General features: G+C 55.3%; 15 protein-coding genes. 7 read left to right on the plus strand and 8 right to left on the minus strand.

Features of this window, described 5'->3' with window-relative positions:
- The first annotated feature begins 2 nt into the window (after positions 1-2).
- The 3 genes from ssuD to ssuB are packed head-to-tail and all read left to right on the plus strand — an operon-like array spanning position 3 to position 2,736.
- Positions 3-1,148 (plus strand): FMNH2-dependent alkanesulfonate monooxygenase, encoded by a 1,146-nt coding sequence (gene ssuD / locus MWH02_RS04460; RefSeq protein WP_008102354.1) that lies wholly within the window; start codon positions 3-5, stop codon positions 1,146-1,148.
- Positions 1,149-1,159: 11 nt separating this feature from the next.
- Entirely contained in the window at positions 1,160-1,948 is a 789-nt protein-coding gene (gene ssuC / locus MWH02_RS04465) for an aliphatic sulfonate ABC transporter permease SsuC (protein ID WP_101760938.1), read from the plus strand.
- The gene (gene ssuB, locus MWH02_RS04470) at positions 1,945-2,736 is read left to right on the plus strand and encodes an aliphatic sulfonates ABC transporter ATP-binding protein (RefSeq protein WP_192234391.1); all 792 of its coding nucleotides are present in this window, start codon (positions 1,945-1,947) and stop codon (positions 2,734-2,736) included. The genes ssuC and ssuB overlap by 4 nt, the downstream gene beginning before the upstream one ends.
- A 79-nt stretch (positions 2,737-2,815) precedes the next feature.
- Here ssuB and pepN read toward each other — a convergent pair whose 3' ends face one another.
- The gene (gene pepN, locus MWH02_RS04475) at positions 2,816-5,431 is read right to left on the minus strand and encodes an aminopeptidase N (RefSeq protein ID WP_271459971.1); all 2,616 of its coding nucleotides are present in this window, start codon (positions 5,429-5,431) and stop codon (positions 2,816-2,818) included.
- Positions 5,432-5,683: 252 nt separating this feature from the next.
- On the opposite strand from pepN, the gene pncB reads away from it, so the two are divergent.
- The 4 genes from pncB to MWH02_RS04495 all read left to right on the plus strand — a co-directional run bounded on the left by pncB (position 5,684) and on the right by MWH02_RS04495 (position 11,253).
- Positions 5,684-6,889 (plus strand): nicotinate phosphoribosyltransferase, encoded by a 1,206-nt coding sequence (pncB, locus tag MWH02_RS04480; RefSeq protein WP_271459972.1) that lies wholly within the window; start codon positions 5,684-5,686, stop codon positions 6,887-6,889.
- Positions 6,890-7,041: 152 nt separating this feature from the next.
- Positions 7,042-8,442: an asparagine--tRNA ligase gene (gene asnS, locus MWH02_RS04485; RefSeq protein WP_101760942.1), complete on the plus strand. Its 1,401-nt coding sequence runs from the start codon at positions 7,042-7,044 to the stop codon at positions 8,440-8,442.
- A 299-nt stretch (positions 8,443-8,741) separates the two neighbouring features.
- On the plus strand, positions 8,742-9,863 hold the full coding sequence (gene ompC, locus MWH02_RS04490) for a porin OmpC (RefSeq protein WP_271459973.1): 1,122 nt from the start codon (positions 8,742-8,744) through the stop codon (positions 9,861-9,863).
- Between the two features lie 199 nt (positions 9,864-10,062).
- Positions 10,063-11,253: an amino acid aminotransferase gene (locus tag MWH02_RS04495; protein WP_192413848.1), complete on the plus strand. Its 1,191-nt coding sequence runs from the start codon at positions 10,063-10,065 to the stop codon at positions 11,251-11,253.
- Between the two features lie 45 nt (positions 11,254-11,298).
- Here the strand turns inward: MWH02_RS04495 and MWH02_RS04500 are convergent, their stop codons facing one another.
- From MWH02_RS04500 to cmoM, 7 genes are all read right to left on the minus strand, one after another.
- Positions 11,299-11,931, minus strand: a complete 633-nt coding sequence (locus MWH02_RS04500; protein ID WP_217547061.1) for an MBL fold metallo-hydrolase — start codon at positions 11,929-11,931, stop codon at positions 11,299-11,301.
- A gap of 36 nt (positions 11,932-11,967) precedes the next feature.
- Complete coding sequence (gene mepK / locus MWH02_RS04505; RefSeq protein ID WP_101760946.1) at positions 11,968-12,519, minus strand: peptidoglycan L,D-endopeptidase MepK; 552 nt, start codon at positions 12,517-12,519, stop codon at positions 11,968-11,970.
- Between the two features lie 187 nt (positions 12,520-12,706).
- Entirely contained in the window at positions 12,707-14,536 is a 1,830-nt protein-coding gene (gene ldtD, locus MWH02_RS04510; RefSeq protein WP_137385498.1) for a L,D-transpeptidase, read from the minus strand.
- Positions 14,537-14,692: 156 nt separating this feature from the next.
- Complete coding sequence (gene mukB, locus MWH02_RS04515; protein ID WP_137385497.1) at positions 14,693-19,159, minus strand: chromosome partition protein MukB; 4,467 nt, start codon at positions 19,157-19,159, stop codon at positions 14,693-14,695.
- Positions 19,156-19,890 carry a chromosome partition protein MukE gene (gene mukE / locus MWH02_RS04520; protein WP_097094359.1) on the minus strand — a complete coding sequence of 245 codons (735 nt, stop codon included), beginning with the start codon at positions 19,888-19,890 and terminating at the stop codon, positions 19,156-19,158. Before mukE ends, mukB begins: the two co-directional genes overlap by 4 nt.
- On the minus strand, positions 19,871-21,193 hold the full coding sequence (gene mukF, locus MWH02_RS04525) for a chromosome partition protein MukF (protein ID WP_007887410.1): 1,323 nt from the start codon (positions 21,191-21,193) through the stop codon (positions 19,871-19,873). The genes mukE and mukF overlap by 20 nt, the downstream gene beginning before the upstream one ends.
- Positions 21,190-21,975: a tRNA uridine 5-oxyacetic acid(34) methyltransferase CmoM gene (gene cmoM / locus MWH02_RS04530; RefSeq protein WP_271459974.1), complete on the minus strand. Its 786-nt coding sequence runs from the start codon at positions 21,973-21,975 to the stop codon at positions 21,190-21,192. The genes mukF and cmoM overlap by 4 nt, the downstream gene beginning before the upstream one ends.
- Between the last annotated feature and the right edge of the window lie 69 nt (positions 21,976-22,044).

Consider the following 22,044-nt stretch of genomic DNA (forward strand, 5'->3'; position numbering starts at 1 on the left):
TCATGAGCGTATCCGTATTTTGGTTTCTCCCGACGCACGGCGATGGCCACTATCTTGGCACCGCGGAAGGTTCGCGCCCGGTTGATCATGGTTATCTGCAACAGATTGCGCAGGCAGCGGATCGCCTTGGCTTCGGCGGCGTGCTGATCCCTACCGGCCGCTCCTGTGAAGATGCCTGGCTGGTGGCGGCGTCATTGATTCCGGTTACGCAGCGTCTGCGTTTCCTCGTCGCACTGCGTCCGGGCGTGATTTCACCGACGCAGGCGGCGCGTCAGGCCGCCACGCTGGATCGTCTGTCAAATGGTCGCGCGCTGTTTAATCTGGTCACCGGCGGCGATCCGGAAGAGTTAGCCGGCGATGGCGTGTTCCTCGATCACCGTGAACGCTATGAAGAGTCCGCTGAGTTTACCCGCGTCTGGCGGCGGGTAAGCGAAGGCGAAACCGTCGATTACGAAGGCAAGCATGTGAAGGTGCGCGGTGCGCGTCTGATGTTTAAAGCGGTGCAGGAACCGCGTCCGCCGCTGTGGTTTGGCGGATCATCAGATGCCGCGCAGGATCTGGCCGCTGAACAGGTCGATGTCTATCTCACCTGGGGCGAACCGCCGGCGTTAGTTAAAGAGAAGATTGAGCAAGTGCGCGCCAAAGCGGCGGCACAAGGCCGCACCGTGCGCTTCGGGATTCGTCTGCATGTGATTGTGCGCGAAACCAATGAAGAAGCGTGGCAAGCGGCGGATCGCCTGATTGCCCATCTCGACGATGCCACCATTGCCAAAGCGCAGGCCGCGTTTGCGCGCACCGATTCGGTAGGCCAGCAGCGCATGGCCGCACTGCACGGTGGACGTCGCGACAAGCTGGAGATCAGCCCGAATCTGTGGGCCGGCGTCGGCCTGGTGCGCGGCGGCGCAGGTACCGCGTTAGTGGGCGATGGCCCAACCGTGGCGGCGCGCATGCAGGAGTATCAGGATCTCGGCATCGAGACCTTTATTCTCTCCGGCTATCCGCATCTGGAAGAGGCTTATCGCGTGGGTGAGTTGCTGTTCCCGCACCTCGATTTGGCGATTCCGGAAGTGCCGAAGCCGCGCGTGGTGCAAGCGCACGGTGAAGCGGTGGCCAACGATTTCACGCCGCAAAAAGTGTCGCAGAGCTAAAGGAGCAGATGATGGCGAACGTTAAAACCAGGCTGACCAATGCTGTATTGCCGTGGGTGTTGCCGGTGGTGCTGATTGCACTGTGGCAACTGGCATCGCAAGTGGGTTGGCTGTCGACGCGCATTTTGCCGTCGCCGGAAAACATCCTCATCACCTTCTGGAAGCTGACGGTGAGCGGAGAACTGTGGCAAAACCTGGCGATCAGCAGCTGGCGTGCCGCCATCGGTTTCTCTATTGGTGGCTCGATTGGTTTGATTCTGGGTTTGATTACCGGCACCTCGCGCGTCGGCGAACGCTTGCTGGATACCTCGGTGCAGATGCTGCGTAACGTGCCGCATCTGGCGCTGATTCCGCTGGTGATTTTATGGTTCGGCATCGACGAATCCGCCAAGATTTTCCTCGTGGCGCTGGGCACGCTGTTCCCGATTTACCTGAATACTTATCACGGCATTCGTAATATTGATCGGGGTTTAGTCGAGATGGCGCGCAGCTACGGCTTGTCTGGCTGGAGCCTGTTCATTCAGGTGATTCTGCCGGGTGCGCTGCCTTCGATTATGGTTGGCGTACGTTTTGCCCTTGGCCTGATGTGGCTTACGCTGATTGTCGCCGAAACCATTTCCGCTAACTCTGGCATTGGTTATCTGGCGATGAACGCCCGTGAATTCCTGCAAACCGACGTGGTGGTGGTGGCCATCATTCTCTATGCCCTGCTCGGCAAACTCGCCGACGTCGCGGCACAACTGCTGGAGCGCGTCTGGCTGCGCTGGCATCCGGCCTACCAAGTGAAGGAGAACGCATGAGCAACGCAACCCTAAATCCGGCGCGCTTAAATCGCGGTACACCGGTTGGCGTGAATGGCGTCAGCAAGCAATATGGCGATCGCACCATCCTGAATAATATCGATCTGCATATTCCCTCCGGGCAGTTCGTCGCCGTGGTCGGCCGTAGCGGCTGCGGGAAAAGTACCTTGCTGCGCCTGCTGGCGGGTCTGGAATCCACCACGCGCGGGGCGTTGCTGGCGGGCAATGCGCCGTTATCCGAGGCACGCGAAGATACGCGTTTGATGTTCCAGGATTCACGCTTACTGCCGTGGAAAAAGGTGATTGATAACGTTGGACTGGGACTGAAAGGCCGCGAATGGCGCACCGCCGCGCTGGAAGCACTCGAAGCCGTGGGATTGGCGGATCGTGCCAACGAGTGGCCTGCCGCGTTGTCTGGCGGGCAGAAACAGCGCGTGGCGCTGGCGCGTGCGCTGATTCACCGCCCAGGTTTGCTGCTGCTCGATGAGCCGCTCGGGGCGCTGGATGCGTTGACGCGTATCGAAATGCAGGGATTGATTGAGTCGCTGTGGCAGCAGCATAACTTCACCGTGCTGCTGGTGACGCACGATGTCAGCGAAGCGGTGGCTATTGCCGATCGCGTATTGTTGATTGAGGAAGGTCAGATTGGCCTGGATTTGATCGTCGACTTACCGCGCCCACGCCGTCGCGGATCGGCACGTCTGGCAGAGCTGGAAGCGGAAGTGCTGGATCGGGTGATGAAGCGCGGCTCGTCAGAACAGCCGTTGAAGTTTGCGCAGCAGAGTTAATTAAAGACGCGCGATAAATCGCGCCGCTACGAATGCATACATTTATTGGTAGCGGCGCAATTTATTGCGCATGGTTTTCTTACGCGTTTAACGCCTTGCTGATTTTCTCGTACAAATCGCCCGACAGCTTATCCAGCCCTTTCAACGTTTCCAGCGCTTTACGCATCAGCGCCTGACGATCGGCATCGTAGCGTTTCAGGCGAATCAGCGGCTCGATCATGCGTGCAGCCACTTGCGGGTTGCGCGTGTTGAGATCGGTCAACATCTCCACCAGGAACTGATAACCGCTGCCATCTTTAGCGTGGAACGCTGCTGGATTACCAGACGCGAACGCACCAATCAGTGAACGGATGCGGTTCGGGTTGCCCATGGTGAACGAACGGTGATTCAGCAGCTCACGCACGTTGCTCAGCACGTCCGCCGCTGGACTGGTGGCTTGCAGCACAAACCATTTATCCATCACCAGACCATCCTGATGCCAGCGCTCATCATAGGCCGCCAGCAGCGTATCGCGACATGGCAGGTTCGCTGCCACCGCGGCAGACAGCGCCGCTAATGCATCGGTCATGTTGTTTGCCTGCTGATATTGCGCCTGCACCAGCTTGTCCGCCTGTGCCGCATCGGCGAAGGCCAGGTAACCGAGGCAGACATTTTTCAGCGTGCGCTTACCAATCTCCGCGTGCTCAATTTTGTATTCGCTGCTTTGGCTGGCCAGATAGAGCGCAAAGAATTCGTCACTCAGCTCTTTAGCCAGCGTACGCACCAGCGCATCGCGCACCGCTGAGATCGCCAGCGGATCGATGACATCAAACAATTCAGCGATTTCATTCTCAGACGGCAGCGAAAGAATCAACGCTTTCAGCGCCGGATCGCCCTGCTCTTCCAGCAGCACCGCGCGGAACGCATCAGCCACATGCAGCGGCAGCGATAGCGGCTGGCCCTGCTGATGACGTGCGACGTTGAGGCGAATGTAGGTTGCCAGCAGGCTTTGCGCCGCATCCCAGCGCGCGAAGTCGTTACGCGCGTGGCGCATCAGGAAGGTGAGTTGCGCATCGCTCCATTTGTAGTCGAGCTTCACGGGCGCAGAGAATTCACGCAGCAGCGATGGCACCGGCTGGAAGTAAACGTTATCGAAAATAAAGGTCTGGAACTCTTCGGTGACGTTCAGCACGTGATGCACCGGATGACCGTTATGCTGCAGCGGGATTACCTTGCCTTCGTTATCGTACAGTTCGATATCCAGCGGAATGTGCAGCGGCAGCTTCTCTTTCTGCTCGGCGGTGGCCGGCGTGCGCTGGGTGACGTGCAGCGTGTACTGTTCCAGCTCTGGATTGTAGTCATCGCGCACCGTCAGGACTGGCGTGCCCGCCTGGCTGTACCAGCGGCGGAACTGCGACAGATCGACGTTCGAGGCATCTTCCATCGCCTGCACGAAATCATCGCAGGTGGCGGCGCTGCCATCGTGACGCTCGAAATAGAGTTGCATGCCTTTCTGGAAATTCTCTTCGCCCAGCAAGGTGTGCATCATGCGGATCACTTCTGACCCTTTCTCATACACCGTTAAGGTGTAGAAGTTGTTCATTTCGATCACCTGATCCGGACGGATCGGATGCGCCATTGGGCTGGCGTCTTCCGCGAACTGCGCACCGCGCATCACGCGTACGTTATCGATACGGTTCACCGCGCGCGAACCGAGATCGGAGCTGAACTCCTGATCGCGGAACACTGTCAGCCCCTCTTTCAGGCTGAGCTGGAACCAGTCGCGGCAGGTCACGCGGTTACCGGTCCAGTTGTGGAAATATTCGTGACCGATCACCGCTTCAATGCCGAGGTAATCTTTGTCGGTGGCGGTTTCGGCTTTCGCCAGCACATATTTGGAGTTGAAGACGTTAAGGCCTTTGTTCTCCATCGCCCCCATATTGAAGAAATCCACCGCGACGATCATAAAGATGTCGAGGTCGTACTCAAGGTTAAAGCGCTCTTCATCCCACTTCATGCTGGCTTTCAGCGAGGTCATCGCCCAATCAGCACGATCAAGGTTGCCGCGATCGACAAAGATCTCCAGCGCCACATCGCGGCCTGAACGCGTAGTAAAACTATCACGTAATACGTCGAAATCACCCGCCACCAGCGCAAACAGGTAGCACGGTTTCGGGAACGGATCTTGCCACTTCACCCAATGGCGGCCATCTTCATGGCGACCGCTCTCCAGCTTGTTGCCGTTGGAGAGTAAATAAGGATAACGCGCGGCATCGGCAATAATGGTGGTGGTGAAGCGCGCCAGCACGTCTGGGCGATCGAGATACCACGTAATATGACGGAAACCTTCGGCTTCACATTGGGTACAAAGCGCATCGCCGGATTGGTATAACCCTTCTAGCGCGGTGTTTTTATCCGGATGAATGTCATTAATGATGGTCAGAGTGAAGTTGTCCGGTAACTGGCTAATGAACAACGCGCCCTCTTCTTCGCGGTAATGCGACCACGGATTGCCATCCACCGCCAGCGATACTAGCGTGAGATCTTCGCCATCTAAACGCAGTTCCGCATTGGCAGCGCCAATACGCTTCACCTGACTGACTGCCGTGACGCGCGTCGAAGCTGCATCAAGATCAAAAGTCAGGTCGATATCGGTGATGGTGTAATCCGGCGCACGGTAATCGTGGCGATATTTAATTTGCGGCTGTTGCGTCATAAGTCCTTCTCGCATCGTTATTCGTTAATATGTTGACCCGTCAAAGTCTAAGCGGGTTGTGCCTCGGTTGCCACGGTCTATGCGTGCGTTCGTTGAAAAGGCTACAATTCATTAACAATGGCACAAATGACCCTCGACCTGCCACCCGCAATTATGGTGTGATCGCGGTCATTACTGTTTTATACTCCTGCGTCTTTATGACTTTGTTGAACACCGGGCTCTGCTCCGCGGAAGAGGATGCTGAAACGCACCATGACTGGACATGCTTCCCCGATTTTGACCACGCTGCTTGATACCGATGCGTATAAGCTTCACATGCAGCAGGCCGTCTATCATCGCTATTATGATGTCCCGGTTACGGCGGAATTTCGCTGCCGTGGCGACGAACTGCTCGGTATTTATGCAGACGAGATCCGCGCACAAATTGAAACCCTGCAAACGCTCGCCCTGAGCGACGATGAGTATCACTACCTCAGCGGGCTGCCTTTCTTCCAACGCGATTACCTTGACTGGCTGCGCCAGTTCCGCCTCGATCCCTCACAAGTCAACGTGCGTAACAACAACGGCCATCTGACCATTCAGATCAGCGGGCCGTGGCGTGAAGTGATTTTGTGGGAAGTGCCGTTGCTGGCGCTGATCAGTGAAGTGGTGCATCGCCATCGCACGCCACAGATGGGGGTGGCTCAGGCGGTTGCGCACTTGCAGCACAAGCTTACGAATTTCCGTCAGCAGGTCGGCGATTGGGATATGTCGCGCTTCCAGCTAATGGATTTCGGCACGCGTCGCCGCTACTCCAAAGCGGTACAGGAAGCAATTGTCGCTACGCTTAAAGCGGAGTTTCCGTGGCTGGTGGGCACCAGCAACTACGATTTGGCGCGTCGCCTGCAGCTTAATCCGGTGGGTACACAAGCGCATGAATGGTTCCAGGCGCACCAGCAAATCAGCCCGGTGTTGGCGAACAGCCAACGTGCGGCGCTGCAATCCTGGCTGGATGAGTATGACGCTCAGTTAGGTATTGCTTTAACCGACTGCATTACCATGGATGCTTTCCTGCGCGACTTTGGCCCGGGCTTTGCGCATCGTTATCAAGGCCTGCGCCATGACTCCGGCGATCCGCTGGAATGGGGTGAAAAAGCCATTGCGCACTATCAGCGGCTGGATATCGATCCCAAAAGCAAAACGCTGGTGTTCTCGGATAACCTCAATCTGGACAAAGCGCTAGCGCTCTATCGCCACTTTGGCCAACGTGCCAACGTGGTGTTCGGTATCGGAACACGCTTGTCCTGCGATATTCCGGGCGTGACGCCGCTGAATATCGTGATCAAACTGGTGAGCTGCAATGGCAAACCGGTGGCAAAACTCTCCGACAGCCCCGGCAAAACCATTTGCCAGGATAAAGCCTTCGTGCGCGCCTTACGCAAAGCCTTCGATCTGCCGCTGGTCAAAAGAGCCAGCTGATTCTTATATCAGGGCGCTTGCGCCCTGCTCTCACGCAACAAATCTCCTGTTTACCCGGCAATTTTGCTTGTTTCCTGTGGGCTCGCAAGTAACATAGCAAAACCCTGAATAAGGGCTTTTATCCACCTTCTTTTATATATAGAGAGAACTTTATGAGCGTTGTGCCTGTAGCGGATGTACTGCACGGCCGTGTCGCGGTTGACAGTGAAGTCACCGTACGTGGTTGGGTGCGTACCCGAAGAGATTCCAAAGCTGGTCTTTCCTTTATCGCCGTTTACGACGGTTCCTGCTTTAATCCCGTTCAGGCCGTCGTCAATAACTCTCTGAATAATTATCAGGATGAAGTGCTGCGTCTGACCACCGGTTGCTCGGTAATCATTACCGGTAAAGTGGTCGAATCGCCGGGCGAAGGCCAGGCTTTCGAGCTGCAGGCGACTAACGTTGAAGTTACTGGCTGGGTTGACGATCCGGATACCTATCCGATGGCGGCGAAACGTCACAGCATCGAATATTTGCGAGAAGTGGCGCATCTGCGTCCGCGTACCAACCTTGTAGGCGCCGTGGCGCGCGTGCGTCATACGCTGGCGCAGGCGCTGCATCGCTTCTTCCACGAAAACGGCTATTTCTGGGTTTCGACTCCGCTGATCACCGCTTCGGATACCGAAGGTGCTGGCGAGATGTTCCGCGTTTCGACGCTCGACCTGGAAAACCTGCCGCGCGATCCGCAGGGCAAAATCGATTTCGATAAAGACTTCTTCGGTAAAGAAGCGTTCCTGACCGTATCGGGCCAGCTCAACGCCGAGACTTACGCCTGTGCGCTGTCTAAGGTGTATACCTTTGGTCCGACTTTCCGCGCCGAAAACTCCAACACCAGCCGTCACCTGGCGGAATTCTGGATGCTGGAGCCGGAGGTGGCGTTCGCGACACTGGATGATGCGGCCGCTTTGGCAGAATCCATGCTGAAATATGTGTTCCAGGCTGTGCTGAACGAGCGCGCCGACGACATGGCGTTCTTTGCTGAGCGTGTAGACAAGGATGCGGTTGCGCGTCTGGAGCGTTTCGTACAGACCGACTTTGCTCAGGTGGATTACACCGATGCGGTTGAAATCCTGCTGAAAAGCGGCCAGAGCTTTGAGAACCCTGTCTCCTGGGGCGTGGATCTCTCATCCGAACACGAGCGTTATCTCGCAGAGCAGCACTTCAAGGCGCCGGTGGTAGTGAAAAACTACCCGAAAGACATTAAAGCCTTCTATATGCGCATGAACGAAGATGGCAAAACCGTGGCGGCGATGGATGTTCTCGCGCCGGGCATCGGCGAAATCATCGGGGGTTCACAGCGTGAAGAGCGTCTGGATGTGCTGGATGCACGTCTGGCAGAAATGGGCCTCAATAAAGAAGATTATTGGTGGTATCGTGACCTGCGCCGTTACGGCACCGTGCCACATGCCGGCTTTGGATTAGGTTTCGAACGATTAATCGCCTATGTCACCGGCGTACAAAATGTAAGGGATGTTATCCCCTTCCCACGTACCCCTCGCAACGCGAATTTCTAAATTTAGCGATTAATTATAAGTAATTCATATATATAAAGAGGTCGGCCTAGCCGGCCTTTTTTTATTTTTGTAAATTTTGAGTTCTCTCACAAAGTTCCCGAATTTTTACAAATTGTCATACAATTTTTCCTTTTGATACTTAATTGCGAGATTTGAATCATCTTCGGGCTAGAATTAGCAACCCTGTGATGGAAAGATGCGTGCAGACACAGGAGACATCAAACTTCTTTCAAGGTTCTGTAAAGATTTCTTGGCAGCAGTGGCAGATGTCCAAATAACTCCAATGAGGGTAATAAAAAATGATGAAGCGCAACATTCTTGCAGTGGTTATCCCAGCTCTGTTGGCTGCTGGTGCAGCAAACGCAGCAGAAATTTATAATAAAGACGGCAACAAGCTGGACCTGTACGGTAAAGTCGATGCGCGTCATCAGTTCTCTGATAACTCAGGTTCAGACGGCGACCAGACTTATGTGCGTTTCGGCTTCAAGGGTGAAACTCAGATTAATGACCAACTGACCGGTTACGGCCAGTGGGAATACAACATTCAGGCTAACAACTCTGAAGGCGCTAGCGATGCTCAAAATGGCAACAAAACCCGTCTGGGCTTTGCCGGTCTGAAAATTGCCAATGTCGGTTCGTTCGACTACGGCCGTAACTACGGTGTAGGTTACGATCCGCTGGCATGGACCGACGTTCTGCCAGTATTCGGTGGTGACTCTGGTTACTCTGATAACTTCATGGTTGGTCGTTCGAATGGTCTGGCGACTTATCGTAACAACGATTTCTTCGGTCTGGTTGATGGACTGGCGTTTGCTGTTCAGTATCAGGGTAAAAATGAAGAAGGCACTAACGCTAACAGCCGCAGCCTGAGTCGCGCCAATGGCGACGGTTGGGGTTCTTCTCTGACCTATACCTCTGACATCGGTGTTGGCGTTTCTGCTGCATACACCTCTTCAGACCGTACCAATGGCCAGGAAGCGTCCTTCTATGGCAACGGCAGCAAAAAAGCTGACGCATGGTCAACCGCTCTGAAATATGATGCGAACAACCTGTACCTGGCAGCAATGTACGGTGAAACCCGTAATTCAACCTGGATTTCAACTGATGCTACCGATATTGCTCCAGCCCGAGGCGGCGCAATCAATAAAGAGCAGAAGTTCGAAGCAGTTGCTCAGTACCAGTTCGACTTCGGTCTGCGTCCATCCCTGGCATACGTCCAGTCTAAAGGTAAGGACATCGAGACCTGGGGTGATCAAGACATCTACAAATATGTTTCTGTTGGTGCGTACTACTATTTCAACAAAAACATGTCTACCTATGTTGATTATCAAATCAACCTGATGGACGAAAACGACTTCACCCGCGCGGCTGGCATCTCTACTGATGACACCGTTGGCGTTGGTCTGGTTTACCAGTTCTAATCACCCGATTAGCATTGCGTAATACCTAAAAACGGAGCCCTCGGGCTCCGTTTTGCATTTCAGTGATCGGCTTCGCAATTAGCTTATCTACTTTATCTCACCGACATATTTCTTTTTTATATCAGCGGTTGGCAAGCGTGCCGACTGACGTTAACCTGATAGCTCATTTCGCTAAAGTTCACCTAAACGGAACTGACTCATGTTTGAATCGATCTCTGCCGCACCCGCCGATCCTATTCTGGGACTGGCTGACCTTTTTCGTGCCGATGACCGGCCGAATAAAATCAATCTTGGCATTGGTGTTTATAAAGATGAAACCGGTAAAACGCCGGTCCTCACCAGTGTTAAAAAAGCTGAGCAGTATTTGCTGGAAAATGAAACCACCAAGAACTACCTGAGCATTGATGGTCTGGCGGATTTCGCACGATGCACGCAGGAGTTGCTGTTCGGCAAAGAGAGCGCGCTGATTTCTGCGGGTCGCGCATGCACCGCACAAACGCCAGGCGGCACCGGCGCCCTGCGCGTAGCGGCAGATTTTCTGGCAAATCAGACCAGCGTCAAGCGCGTTTGGGTGAGCAACCCAAGCTGGCCGAACCATAACAATGTGTTCAACGCCGCTGGCCTCGAAGTGTGCGATTACGATTATTACGATGCAGCGAGCCACAGCCTTGATTTCGACGCCATGGTGGCATCGCTGCAGGAAGCCAAAGCAGGCGATGTAGTGCTGTTCCACGGCTGCTGCCACAACCCAACTGGCGTTGATCCGTCTGCAGAGCAATGGCAACAGCTGGCGCAACTTTCGCTAGAGAAAGGATGGCTGCCGCTGTTTGATTTTGCTTATCAAGGCTTTGCTCGCGGTCTGGATGAAGATGCGCAAGGGCTGCGTATTTTTGCCGCTTCACATCAGGAACTGATTGTTGCCAGCTCTTACTCGAAGAACTTCGGTTTGTATAATGAGCGTGTAGGTGCATTAACGCTGGTTGCAGCGAGCAGCGACGTGGCCAAAACTGCGTTTAGCCAGGTGAAATACACCATTCGCGCCAACTACTCTAACCCGCCGTCACACGGCGCGGCGGTCGTCGCCACCATCCTCAGCAATGACGCGCTGCGCACCATCTGGATTCAGGAGCTGGCCGATATGCGTCAGCGCATCCAGCGCATGCGTCAGCTGTTTGTGAACACACTGGCGGAGAAAGGCGCTAATCAAGACTTTAGCTTCATCATCAAGCAGAACGGCATGTTCTCATTCAGCGGCCTGACCAAAGATCAGGTAGTGCGTCTGCGGGAAGAGTTTGGCGTGTATGCGGTGAACTCGGGTCGCGTTAATGTGGCAGGCATGACGCCAGATAATATGTCGGCGCTGTGTGAGGCGATTGTCGCAGTTTTATAAATCAGGCGGCAAATAACGACAAATGGGCCAAAAGGGCCCATTTTTTTATTCTTGCAGGAACGGATTGCTGATGCGTTCGCGGCCTAGCGTCGAGATAGGCCCGTGCCCCGGCACGAAAGTCACATCATCGCCTAGCGGCAACAGCTTGGTTTTAATCGCATCGATCAGGTCGCTGTGGCTGCCCTGCGGGAAATCGGTGCGTCCAACGCCACCGTTGAAAATCACATCTCCCGAAATCAGAAGACGCCCTACACGATCAAAGAACACAATATGTCCCGGCGTATGGCCCGGACAAAGCAGCACTTCCAGCGTGACATTGCCAACCTGCACAGTTTCACCCTCTTCCAGCCAGCGATCGGGCGTGAGCGGCGCGCACTCGGGCATACCGAACATGCGGCTTTGTGTGGGCAGATTATCTAACCAGAAAGCATCGAGCGGATGCGGACCGACAATGGGCACCTGATAATGTGCCGCTAGCTCGGCAGCGGCACCAACGTGATCAAGATGTCCATGCGTGAGCAGGATCTGCGACGGCGTTAAACCACGTTCTGCCAGCACGGCTTTGATGGTTTCCGCATCGCCGCCGGGATCGACCAGTGCGGCTTGTTGGGTTTCGTCATCCCATATAACTGAACAGTTTTGGGAAAAAGCCGTAACCGGAATAATTTGGTAGTTCATAGCGCTCCATGACCGACACACGCAGCGCTGCCGGTATCAGGACCAGTGCCTTGCGGGCCCGGTATCTATGTGTACGAAGTTGCTGCGCGGGTAATATCCTACACCACCGGCGCGCATAGATAACGCCGCTTTGCGAACATTGCTCAACGAAATTCCCTCAATGTGGAAATCCATCGCTTGTCCTTTAGTGTGATAGCTTTTTTTCGCCACGCCCGGGCCCGATTCACGCAGCATGGTGTTAGTGGCTAAGGTGCGGTAACCCGAGATCAACTGCACCGGCTTGCGCGTATCCAGCAATGTTTGCAGGCGGTAAAGCTGGTCAAAAAGATGGGGATCGATGGTCTTCACCTGATTGGCGCGGTAATCACGGAAGAAGTGATTTAAGCGGGCTAACTCATCCTTGTCATAACGCTTACCGTTAAAAAACTCCGTTTTAAGGGTTTCACCGGTGTGAAGGTTACTAAGCGTCAATACTCGTGGGCGGGCGGTGGAAAGCGAAGCCAGAGCGGAGCCAGGAAGCAGTGATAATCCTGCTGCTGCGCCTCCAATCAAGAGTAATCGACGACGTTGAGAATCAATATTAGCCATGAAGCGAGGTTACCTAATCTAAAGCGGATAAAATATGTGCGAAAAGTACACAAGGCCGAACATTAACGTCCGCCTAAGACTCAGTCAACCCAGAATATGTTGCAGAAGACCAAAACCAGCTCAAAATCAAATTTTCGAGACTGGTCTTGGTTAAATTCATGTGAAGAGAAAACAGCCAAATCAATTACTAGAGTAACAACTGACCGGCTTTATGCAGTACCTGACTACCGGAACGGGCGGGATTATCATAATTGTAAATATCTGTACGATATTGCGGCTGGCCGTCATCTGCGACCCATGCGGTTAAATAGTAAAGGTTCACAGGAATACGATGGCGAATCGGCACGTAACGAGTATTTCCCTCTTTCAAGGTGTCTGAGATACGACCGTCGTTCCAGCCCACATCCTGCAACAGCAGATCGGCCAGTTCTGAGGCTTTATTCACGCGCACACAGCCCGAACTGAGCGCACGAATATCGCGCTGGAACAGGTTATGGTTTGGCGTATCGTGCAGATAAATCGCATCCGAACTCGGCATGTTGAATTTGTAGCGACCCAGTGAGTTGGTTGCGCCCGGCGCCTGTCGAATGCGATACGGGAAGCTCGCGGCCGACACCATACGCCAATCAATCATCGAAGGATCGATCACTTCCGCATCCGCACTCCAGCCCGACAACAGCGTATAACCGTGCTTATACAGATAAGTCGGATCCTGTTTCACCTTCGGCACAATATCCTGGCGCACCAGCGTGGTTGGCACGTTCCACGGTGGATTGAGCACCACATTATTCAGCGCGCTACGCATCAGCGGCGTTTTGCGGTCAGGACGACCCACAATCACGCGTGATGACAAAATGGTGGCGCCGTTGTTGTAGTAAGTAAGCGAATAGTTTGGGATGTTCACCATGATGCCGTTATGCATATCATCCGGTAGCAGACGCAGGCGCTGTATGTTGAGCGCCAGCAGCGAAGCACGCATCTGCGGCGGCACATTCAGCCATTCACGGGTACGTGGACCAATCGCGCCGTCATCGGCCAATCCCTGCCAGTGCTGGAAGCGTTTAACGCCCTCCACCAGCGTAGCGTCATACACGTTGGGTCCGGTTGCTGTAGGATTGGCAGCCACATTATTGGACACTTCAGGCGTCGCAGCGAGTGCCGGAGCCGCATCAATATCATCAAAGTTTGCCGCAGATGGGCTCACCGCCACCGGCTGATTGCTTTGGCTCACCGGAACCGGCGCGGTTGGCACCGCGTCTTCCGCCGGCGTTGGCGTAGTACTATGGCTGGCGGTCAACATGCCAGTGCGTTGCAGAATCTCACGCAGCGCAGGCACATCATTACTGATCTGCCCTGGGCGTAGCGTAACGGTATCACGCAGCTGTGGCCATGGGCGATCGTCGGTGAGTAGCGTTTTCAGCGCATTATGCATCGGCGCATATTGCGGATGCTGCGGTTGCAACGAGACCACAAAAGTCCGGCTGCCGCCGCCGTTCACCGCATTTTGCCATTGATTGATGGCCGCCAGAGATGGCATGGTCAGCTTGTAAGGCACATTGCTGTAGAGCCAGGTTTCGCCCTGTGTCGGCACATTGGCAACAAACTGCAGATAGCCAAGCATCGCATCACTGAGCACGATGTCGCGCGCCAGGCCTTTGATGTTCGGATTGGTCAGACGCTCAACCCAGCGGGTGAATTGCGGCTGCACGCCAGAGAGCGCCACTTCCGCCAATTGCTGCTGGAAAGCCTGCACCGCTTGCGGGTCTTGCCATAGCGGAGCCATATCGCGCGACGCATAAATACCGGCTAAACCGGGCAAATAGAAAGGTTGTTCAGTGGCGCTGAACGCCTGCTGAATCTGCTGCTGGCTGGCAGCAACCGACATCGAACTGTGGTGCGTTGAATTGGGTAGCGTGGAGGTGATGGCCGCATGGCTCACAGCCAGCGGCGATAGTACCAGTGACAAACCGAGTGCTACTGCAGCACGACTCATTTTGCTCTTATTGTTTAGCAACATCCCTGCCCCCTTCTCACCAATGACATAGCGCCCTGTGATCGCCATGTACAGCCATACTCATAATGTTGAGTATACGAATAAAAAACGGCATCTGCCTCTCAGTGCAGATGCCGCATACAGATTAAACGTAGTGCTGTTTTTTAACCAGATTAAGCGCTATGAATTCTCATATTCAAGACCGACCTTAGGACTTTGATCCTTGCTCGGTGCAGGATCTGCCGAGAAGCCGCGCAGCCCAACCACATGCACATGTTCGGTGTTATTGAACATTTTACGCACCAGTTTGTAGGTGGTGCCTTTTTCCGGGCTGATGTTCTCTGGCGCCGCGATGATCAGCTGCATCTCCAGACGTTCGCACAGCTCAAACAGTGTGGCGATCGAACGCGCATCAAGACGTGCCGCTTCATCGAGGAACAGCAGACGACACGGCGAAATATCTTTGCCACGCAGACGACGTGATTCCTCTTCCCAGCTCTGTACCACCATCACCAGAATCGACATCCCGGTACCGATCGCTTCACCGGTAGAGAGCGCCCCACTTTCTGCACGCAGCCAGCCGTCAGTGCCACGGTTCACTTCCACTTCCATCTCAAGATAGTTGCGGTAGTCGAGCAGTTCTTCACCGATGGTTTGCGGCGTGCGCTGGCCCATATCGATCTGCGGATTCAGGCGCTGATAAAGTTTCGCCAGCGCTTCCGAGAAGGTTAATCGGTTGCTGGTAAACAGATCCTGATGCTGTTCATGCTCTTCCGACAGCGTATCCAGCAGCGTTGAGTGCGCTTCACGCACGTTCACGTTGAGGCGCACGCTGCGCACCTGACCAAAGCTCACCGCCTGCAACCCCTGGTTCAGCTGGCGAATACGGTTTTGCTCGCGCTGGATGGTTTTACGAATGATGTTCGCCGCACTGCGTGAGCTGATTGCCAGCGTCTGTTCACGCGCCGTCAGCTCTTCGGTCAGACGATTCAGCTCAATCTCCATCTGCTCGATGGCTTCAACCGGATCGTCGGTACGAATGATGTCCTGGCGAATACGTTCGCGCAGATGCTGATACACCGCGATAAAGAACTGAATCTTACGTTCCGGACGTTTCGGATCTTCAGACATACGCAGCACATCGCGCAGATGTTCGTTATCCGCCACCGCCAGACGCAGCGCACCCAGCGCCTTATCCGACATCGAACGCAGCTCATCACCGCTGAGATAGGCGAGCTCGCGACGATGCAGACGACGTTCAACGCCATTCTCTTTCACCAGACGCAATACCGTGCACCAGCCCGCTTTCGCGCTGACCACCTGCTCACGAATCTGATGATAATCGCGTTCCAGCTTGCGCAGTTTTTTCTGCAGGCTGTCCATTTCGGCTTCACAGAAGGTGATCTGTTTTTCCAGCTGGTTGCGACGCGCACGGTTGTGGCTTAGCGCGCTATACAGCTCATCACGACGAATGCGCGCGCGCTCTTCTGCACTGGCATCGGCATGCACGCCGATATCCTGCATCTCTTGCTGCAACTCTTTCAGCATGTCGCGTTTGGCATCGTATGAACTTTTTAGCGAAGCCAGCACCTGCGAATACTGCGTCAGCTGCGCCTGATGTCCACGCAGACGTTCGCGCGCGCGGCTGCGCTCGCCTTCCGCCTGTTCCAGACGCTGACGCAACTGCTCGTTGAGATCGCTGTTGCCACCCAACATGCCAGCCGAACTTTCATAGCTGAAGTGCGCGCGGCGCTGCACCACTTCGGTCAGCGCAAAGGCTTGCTGACGCGCATCACGCTGCTGCTGCTGTGCCTGCTGATAGTCGCGCTGCAGCTGATCGTGCTGCTGCGGATCGCTTTGCAGTACCGCAATCAGCGGCTCCAGCTTGCTGAGTTTGCTGCCGTGCTGATGCAGGAAACGCGCGGCTTCCTGTGCTTCTTCAACGCGCTCGCGGATCTCTTCACAGCGATCGCCAAGCGTGTCGTCGAGCAGCAGATTAACGCGTGGCAACAGGCGGTTCAGCTGGCTGACGCCCTCTTTTGCCTGCTCAAACTGCGCGCGCTGCTGCTGATTGTCATTTTCATGCTGCGCCAGCGCCCGCTCCAGCTCGCCACGACGGCTGTTAAGCTGACGAATCTGCGCTTCCGGATCTTCATCAAACGCCACCGCTAAATGGCTACCGATGAAGCGGCTGAAGGATTGATGCAGACGCTGGGTTTTCTGTACATCAAACGACAGCGTGGCATAACGTTCAGCCAGCTGTTCACGTTCGTTGTTCAGCAACTCAAGCTGGTTTTCACGCGCCGCGCGACCAAACAGCGGCACTTTCGGGAAGCGGGAGTAGCGCCATTGACGCTCAGCCACTTTCACCACCACCGCTTTTTCCAGCTCTTCGACGCTAAATACGCTGTCGTCAAAGGCTTGCGGATCGCCTTCAATCAGATAGAGATCTTCCGGGCACTCGTCTAAACCGTCGAGCAGGTCGCGCACCAGCGACAGATCTGGCACCACGATGGCGTGGCGCGATGGACCGTATAGCGCCGAGAAGTACGGTGCATCATCCAGCGTAACGTCATCATAAATTTCCGACAGCAGCACGCCGCCAAAACGTTCCGCCAGCTGCGTCAGGCGCGCATCTTCCGCACCGCCCGGTTGGCTCAGACGTTCAATCTGCTGTTCAACTTCGCGCTTACGCGCGGCCAGCTCGTCGCGCTCAACCGTGGTTTCACGCTCGCGCTCCAGCAGTTGCTGCATAAATTCGGTGATTTGCTGGCTGCTGGTCAGCTCCTGACCGGTTTGCTCGCTCAGCTGCGTCAGGATTTCCTGCGCCGCCAGCCAGTGTGGCGCACGCGCGGTCAGCGCAGTGATGCGTTCACGCAGCTGCTCCAGCTCCTGACGCATCAACATGCGGCGTTCACCGGCATCGGCAACGCTGCTATTCAGTTGCTCAATCTGCGCTTCGAGTTCACGCTGCAAGCCGTCCAGCGCATCCGCATCGTATTGCTGGCCCTGACGTTTGCAGAAATCCGCCAGCAAACGCTCAGCATCATGCTGCTCACGCAGACGGGTTTCTAATTCATTGAGGCGCAGACGCAGCGAGGAAAGCTGTTCGGCTTGGTGGCGCTGATTGCCAGCGTCGCGCAGTAATTCGCGCCCCACTTGCCACGCATCCTGACGACTGACGTCACCGGCGATGCTGGTAACTAACGCTAACGCTTGCTCAAACTGGCTGTGTGCCGCTTCGGCGACGCTCAGTTTCTGTTCCAGACGCAGCAGGCGCTCGGTGGCTTCTTCTTCACGCGCCTGGAAGGTTTCCTGCCATTCGGCCGCGTTATCGATAGTTAAATCAGGCAGCTGACACTGCGTACGCGCCTTTTCCAACGCCTGCAAGGCTTGCTGATACTGGATTGCCCGCGTCTGTTGCACGTCGAGCGCCTGCTGGAAATCGGCGAGTTGGCTTTTTAGCTCATCGACTTCCACTTCAGCCGCTTCGGCGCGTGCTTCATTCTCTTCCTGCACTTCGCGCGCTTCGGCAACCACTTCGTTCTGCTCTTCGAGGCGATAGGTCAGCTCTTCCAGATCGGCATCGTAACGCTCGATTTTTTCCTGCTGGCGCATGGCGGTTTGCACCAGATTCAGATGGTCGCTAGCGCCCTGATAATCGCTTTCCAGATCGCTCTCAGCACCGCTGTGCTCGGCCAACTCGCGCGCCATTTCAATGTGGCGATACTGCTCGGAAATCAGCTGGTTGCGGCTGGTAAACAGCTCATTACGCAGCTGCAGCGCGCCGTCGAGGTGAATACGACGCTCGTTGGCGTGGCGCATGTAGTCGGCGGAAACGTAGTTGGTGGCTTCCGAGATCAGATGCTTAAACAGGTCGCGATCGGATTGGGTGACGCGAATCGCTTCCAGCGTCATGCGGTTTTCCCGCAGTGCAGCTTCCATATCCTGGAAGGCTTTACGCACGCCGCCATTTTCTGGCAGCAGGTAATCGCGCAGTGAACGGGTGATAGCGCTGGAGATACCGCCGTACAGCGAAGCTTCAATCAGGCGATAAAACTTACTGCGATCGCTGGCGTTACGCAGACGACGCGGCACCACACCGAGCTCGAACAGCACCGCATGGTAATCGGTGACCGAGTTGTACTGTTTGAACTGCACGCCTTCCTGTGCTTCCACGCGCTCCTTTACTTCCGTCAGCGGCAACACGCGCGCCTGGCGGTTATTAAGGATTTCGGTCAGCATATCCGTAGCCTGTGAATCGCTCGGCAAGCCGTGAATACTGAATGGTTTGATATCGACCTTTTTATCGCGTCCCGCCACCTGCTGCAGACGTACACCAACGATCACGCGCTGATGGCGTGAGTTGACCACATCCAGCACCGAATAACAGACGCCGGCGCGTAGCTTGCCGTGCAAACCTTTATCACGCGAACCGGAAGTTGCACCGGCTTCGGTGGTGTTACGGAAGTGCAGCAAGGTTAAGTCAGGGATCATCGCCGTCACGAAGGCGGCCATGGTGGTGGATTTACCCGCACCGTTACCGCCCGAAAGCGTGGTGACCAGTTCATCAAGATCAAAAGTACGGGCAAAGAAGCCGTTCCAGTTGATCAGCGTTAGCGAACGAAATTTACCGCGTTCAATCATGCTTGTTCATCCTCCGCGTTATCACTCGCGTCGCTCTCAGCGTCAATATCGTTATCTGCTTCATCGTTTTCAGCCGCAGCCGGCGCGCTTTCCAGCGTCATCGCTTCACCGTCACGAATCAGGCGCAGCTGCGCTTCACGCGCATCGTCACCGCTGCGCACGTCGGCGCCAAAGCGGAACACTGATTCGGTGATGCGGAATTTGCTGCTGTCGTTGCCCATAAACCACACCATGCCGAGACGACGCAGGCGGCTCAGCGACGCACGCATTTTTTCCTGCAGCTTGGCGCGATCAAGATCGGAACCGGTAGAACGCTGATTGACCAGCTTGAGCAGTTTGCTCTCATCGGCCAGCGACAGCAGTTCGTCGTACAGCTCTTGCTGGGTAAAAATCCCCTCATTCGCCAGACGTTCCGGGCTGAGATAGAGATAGCAAAGAATTTTGCCCACCATCATATCCAGCTCGGACAACACCGAGCGCGGAATCAAAGTGGTTGAACGCGGACGCAGATAGAAGAAGCCTTCCGGCGCGCGGATCAGCTCAACGTTGTAGCGCGCGTAAAACTCTTCGAGATATTCCTGGTAATCCATCAGGAAGGCGTGATTATCCAGCTCTTCAATGCCAATGTGGCGACCCGCGCGTAACTGGCTATCGAGCGCCGGGAAAATCGGGTTTGCCAGAGCCAATGCCAGTTTGACTGGCATCACTTGTTCAATATTTGTCGATGACATGTGCCTGCACCTTGGCTCCGTAATCATTAATGGCCTGCCATTGCGCAGGCAGACCGGCTAAATCAGCTTCGGCCACGCCGAGTCGCACCGCTTGATCGATGACGATACGCGCCAGATCAAAGTGGCGCGCGCGCGGATACTGCGACAGATAGTCGCGCATCACCGTGGCCAGATGGAGCGGCTTCTGCTCCTGCTTATAAATCTGCAGCGCCTCTTCGATCATCGCGGCCAGCTGCTCGCGAATCTCATTAAACTCTTCGTATTCCATTTCCGGCGGCAGCTCGCCCATCACCTCGTCATTACGCAGCGTCATCTCTTCATCGCGCATATCGTAGAGACGATCGGCATTGGCGTAGGTCAGCGCCCACGGCTGATCGAAATAGTTTTGCACCGACAGGCGTAAACGCTGCGCAAACACGCGGTTCTTATCCATGTCGATGGCGGTACGAATAAACTTGTGTACATGGCGGTCGTAGCCGATCCACAGATCGATAGCCTGCTGGCCCCAGCTGATGATGCGATCGAGCTTGTTTTGCAGGTCAAACACCAGCTTATCGACAAAGCCCAGATCCGGGCTGCTCAGCGTCGCATCCTGGATGCGCAGCAGGTTGGCCTGCAGCTTATCGCCGGCCGCCTCCAACGTATCCTGCAGTTCACGCAGCGTACCGGACGTTTCCGACAGCAACATTTCACAGCTGGAAATCGCCGCGCGCCAGTCTTTGTTAAGCAGATCGGCAATATCGGTTTTCACCGCTTGCTGCTGCTCATCCATCAGACGCTGCGTCATGTCGATGCTATCGAAGATTTCCGCCACCGAATATTTCAGCGGCGCAAACACGTTACGATGCCAGTGGAATTCATCACCGTCTTCTTCGGCGGCATCCGCGGCGCGTTTCAACTCCTGCGCCACAATCGACAGCTGCATCGACAGGCGCAGCGTGGAGAACTCGCGCTGGCGAATGTAATAGTCGGTAATGCCGATGGCGAGTGGCGTCAGGCGATAGATGGCGTGCCCTTCCGTCAGCTCGCTGGTAAAGCGGTTCAGCAAGCGCTGACGCACCATGTCGTTAATGGCGTTATTGGCACGGACCTGCACGGTTTCGTGGGTTTGTTCGAATGCTTTGCTAACGTGACGAAACGCGTCAATCAGCTCGCCTTCACTCATCTCGCCGTCCATGCGCTCACCGTTTAAGGTGGCGATGGCCAGCAAAAAGGCCAGACGTTCTACCGGCAGCGCAAGCGAAAAATCGTTCTTGCGCGCCCATGCCACCAATTCGGGGACCGTCTGGGAAAATTCGCTCATAGTTGATCCTTCTGGCTGGGTTTGCGCGCGGTCACGTGGATATAGCGCCCTAAGCTTAAAAAGGGCTCCTGGCGACAGAAACGCCGTTCCATCTCAATGATTTCCTCAACGCTCTTCCCTGCGCCGGGTTGCGGCTTCATGTAATCACAGAAGACGCGAATGCCCGCACGCCGTTCAATTTCAAATCCGCAGTTTGTCAGCCAGCGCGTCACATCATCCGGATCGCGCGGGAAATCGGGCGACAGCGTGCGCTTTTTACGTTTGCTCATATTGGCGCGCATATAGCCGAAGTTGCCAAGCGTCAGGGTGCGGAAGGTTAAGCCGTGCGCGTTGTAAAACATCAACGACAGCACGCCACCGGGGTTGAGCGTGTGCCACAGCGCTTGCAGCACCTCTTCCGGATGCGCGACCCATTCCAACACCGCGTGAAACAATACCAGATCAACCTGCGTATCCAAATGTTCGCCCACCTGCTGGGCGCTAATTTGTTTGAATTGCATGTTGTGGCTCACACCCGCGGCAAGCGCATGGGCTTCCGCCAGCTTCAGCATCTCAGCAGAGAGATCGCACAGCACAACCTGATGACCGCGCGCCGCCAGGCCGCTTGAGACTTGTCCCACGCCGCCGCCGGCATCCAGCACCTTCAAGGATCCGGCAGGCAATGTCGGTAACAGAGCTTCCAGTTCGTCCCAGACAATCGCCTGGCGCACTAGCCCTTTGCGCGTGCCATAAATGTTCTGTGAGAATTTGTCCGCCAGATCGTCAAAGTTACGATCCTGCATGATGATGGCTCCGCTTTGCTGCATTCAACTTGTGCTATTTTGTCACAGGCTCAACAAGAATGAACCTTT

The organism is Pantoea leporis (assembly GCF_028048155.1).
GTDB classification, from domain to species: domain Bacteria; phylum Pseudomonadota; class Gammaproteobacteria; order Enterobacterales; family Enterobacteriaceae; genus Pantoea; species Pantoea leporis.

Excerpts from the sequence above, each read along its gene's own strand:
- mukB (WP_137385497.1), bottom strand. The coding sequence starts at position 19,159 with ATGATTGAACGCGGTAAATTTCGTTCGCTAACGCTGATCAACTGGAAC.
- mukE (WP_097094359.1), bottom strand. The coding sequence starts at position 19,890 with ATGTCATCGACAAATATTGAACAAGTGATGCCAGTCAAACTGGCATTG.
- ssuB (WP_192234391.1), top strand. The coding sequence starts at position 1,945 with ATGAGCAACGCAACCCTAAATCCGGCGCGCTTAAATCGCGGTACACCG.
- cmoM (WP_271459974.1), bottom strand. The coding sequence starts at position 21,975 with ATGCAGGATCGTAACTTTGACGATCTGGCGGACAAATTCTCACAGAAC.
- pncB (WP_271459972.1), top strand. The coding sequence starts at position 5,684 with ATGACTGGACATGCTTCCCCGATTTTGACCACGCTGCTTGATACCGAT.
- ssuC (WP_101760938.1), top strand. The coding sequence starts at position 1,160 with ATGGCGAACGTTAAAACCAGGCTGACCAATGCTGTATTGCCGTGGGTG.
- mukF (WP_007887410.1), bottom strand. The coding sequence starts at position 21,193 with ATGAGCGAATTTTCCCAGACGGTCCCCGAATTGGTGGCATGGGCGCGC.
- MWH02_RS04495 (WP_192413848.1), top strand. The coding sequence starts at position 10,063 with ATGTTTGAATCGATCTCTGCCGCACCCGCCGATCCTATTCTGGGACTG.
- mepK (WP_101760946.1), bottom strand. The coding sequence starts at position 12,519 with ATGGCTAATATTGATTCTCAACGTCGTCGATTACTCTTGATTGGAGGC.
- MWH02_RS04500 (WP_217547061.1), bottom strand. The coding sequence starts at position 11,931 with ATGAACTACCAAATTATTCCGGTTACGGCTTTTTCCCAAAACTGTTCA.
- asnS (WP_101760942.1), top strand. The coding sequence starts at position 7,042 with ATGAGCGTTGTGCCTGTAGCGGATGTACTGCACGGCCGTGTCGCGGTT.
- ldtD (WP_137385498.1), bottom strand. The coding sequence starts at position 14,536 with ATGTTGCTAAACAATAAGAGCAAAATGAGTCGTGCTGCAGTAGCACTC.
- ssuD (WP_008102354.1), top strand. The coding sequence starts at position 3 with ATGAGCGTATCCGTATTTTGGTTTCTCCCGACGCACGGCGATGGCCAC.
- ompC (WP_271459973.1), top strand. The coding sequence starts at position 8,742 with ATGATGAAGCGCAACATTCTTGCAGTGGTTATCCCAGCTCTGTTGGCT.
- pepN (WP_271459971.1), bottom strand. The coding sequence starts at position 5,431 with ATGACGCAACAGCCGCAAATTAAATATCGCCACGATTACCGTGCGCCG.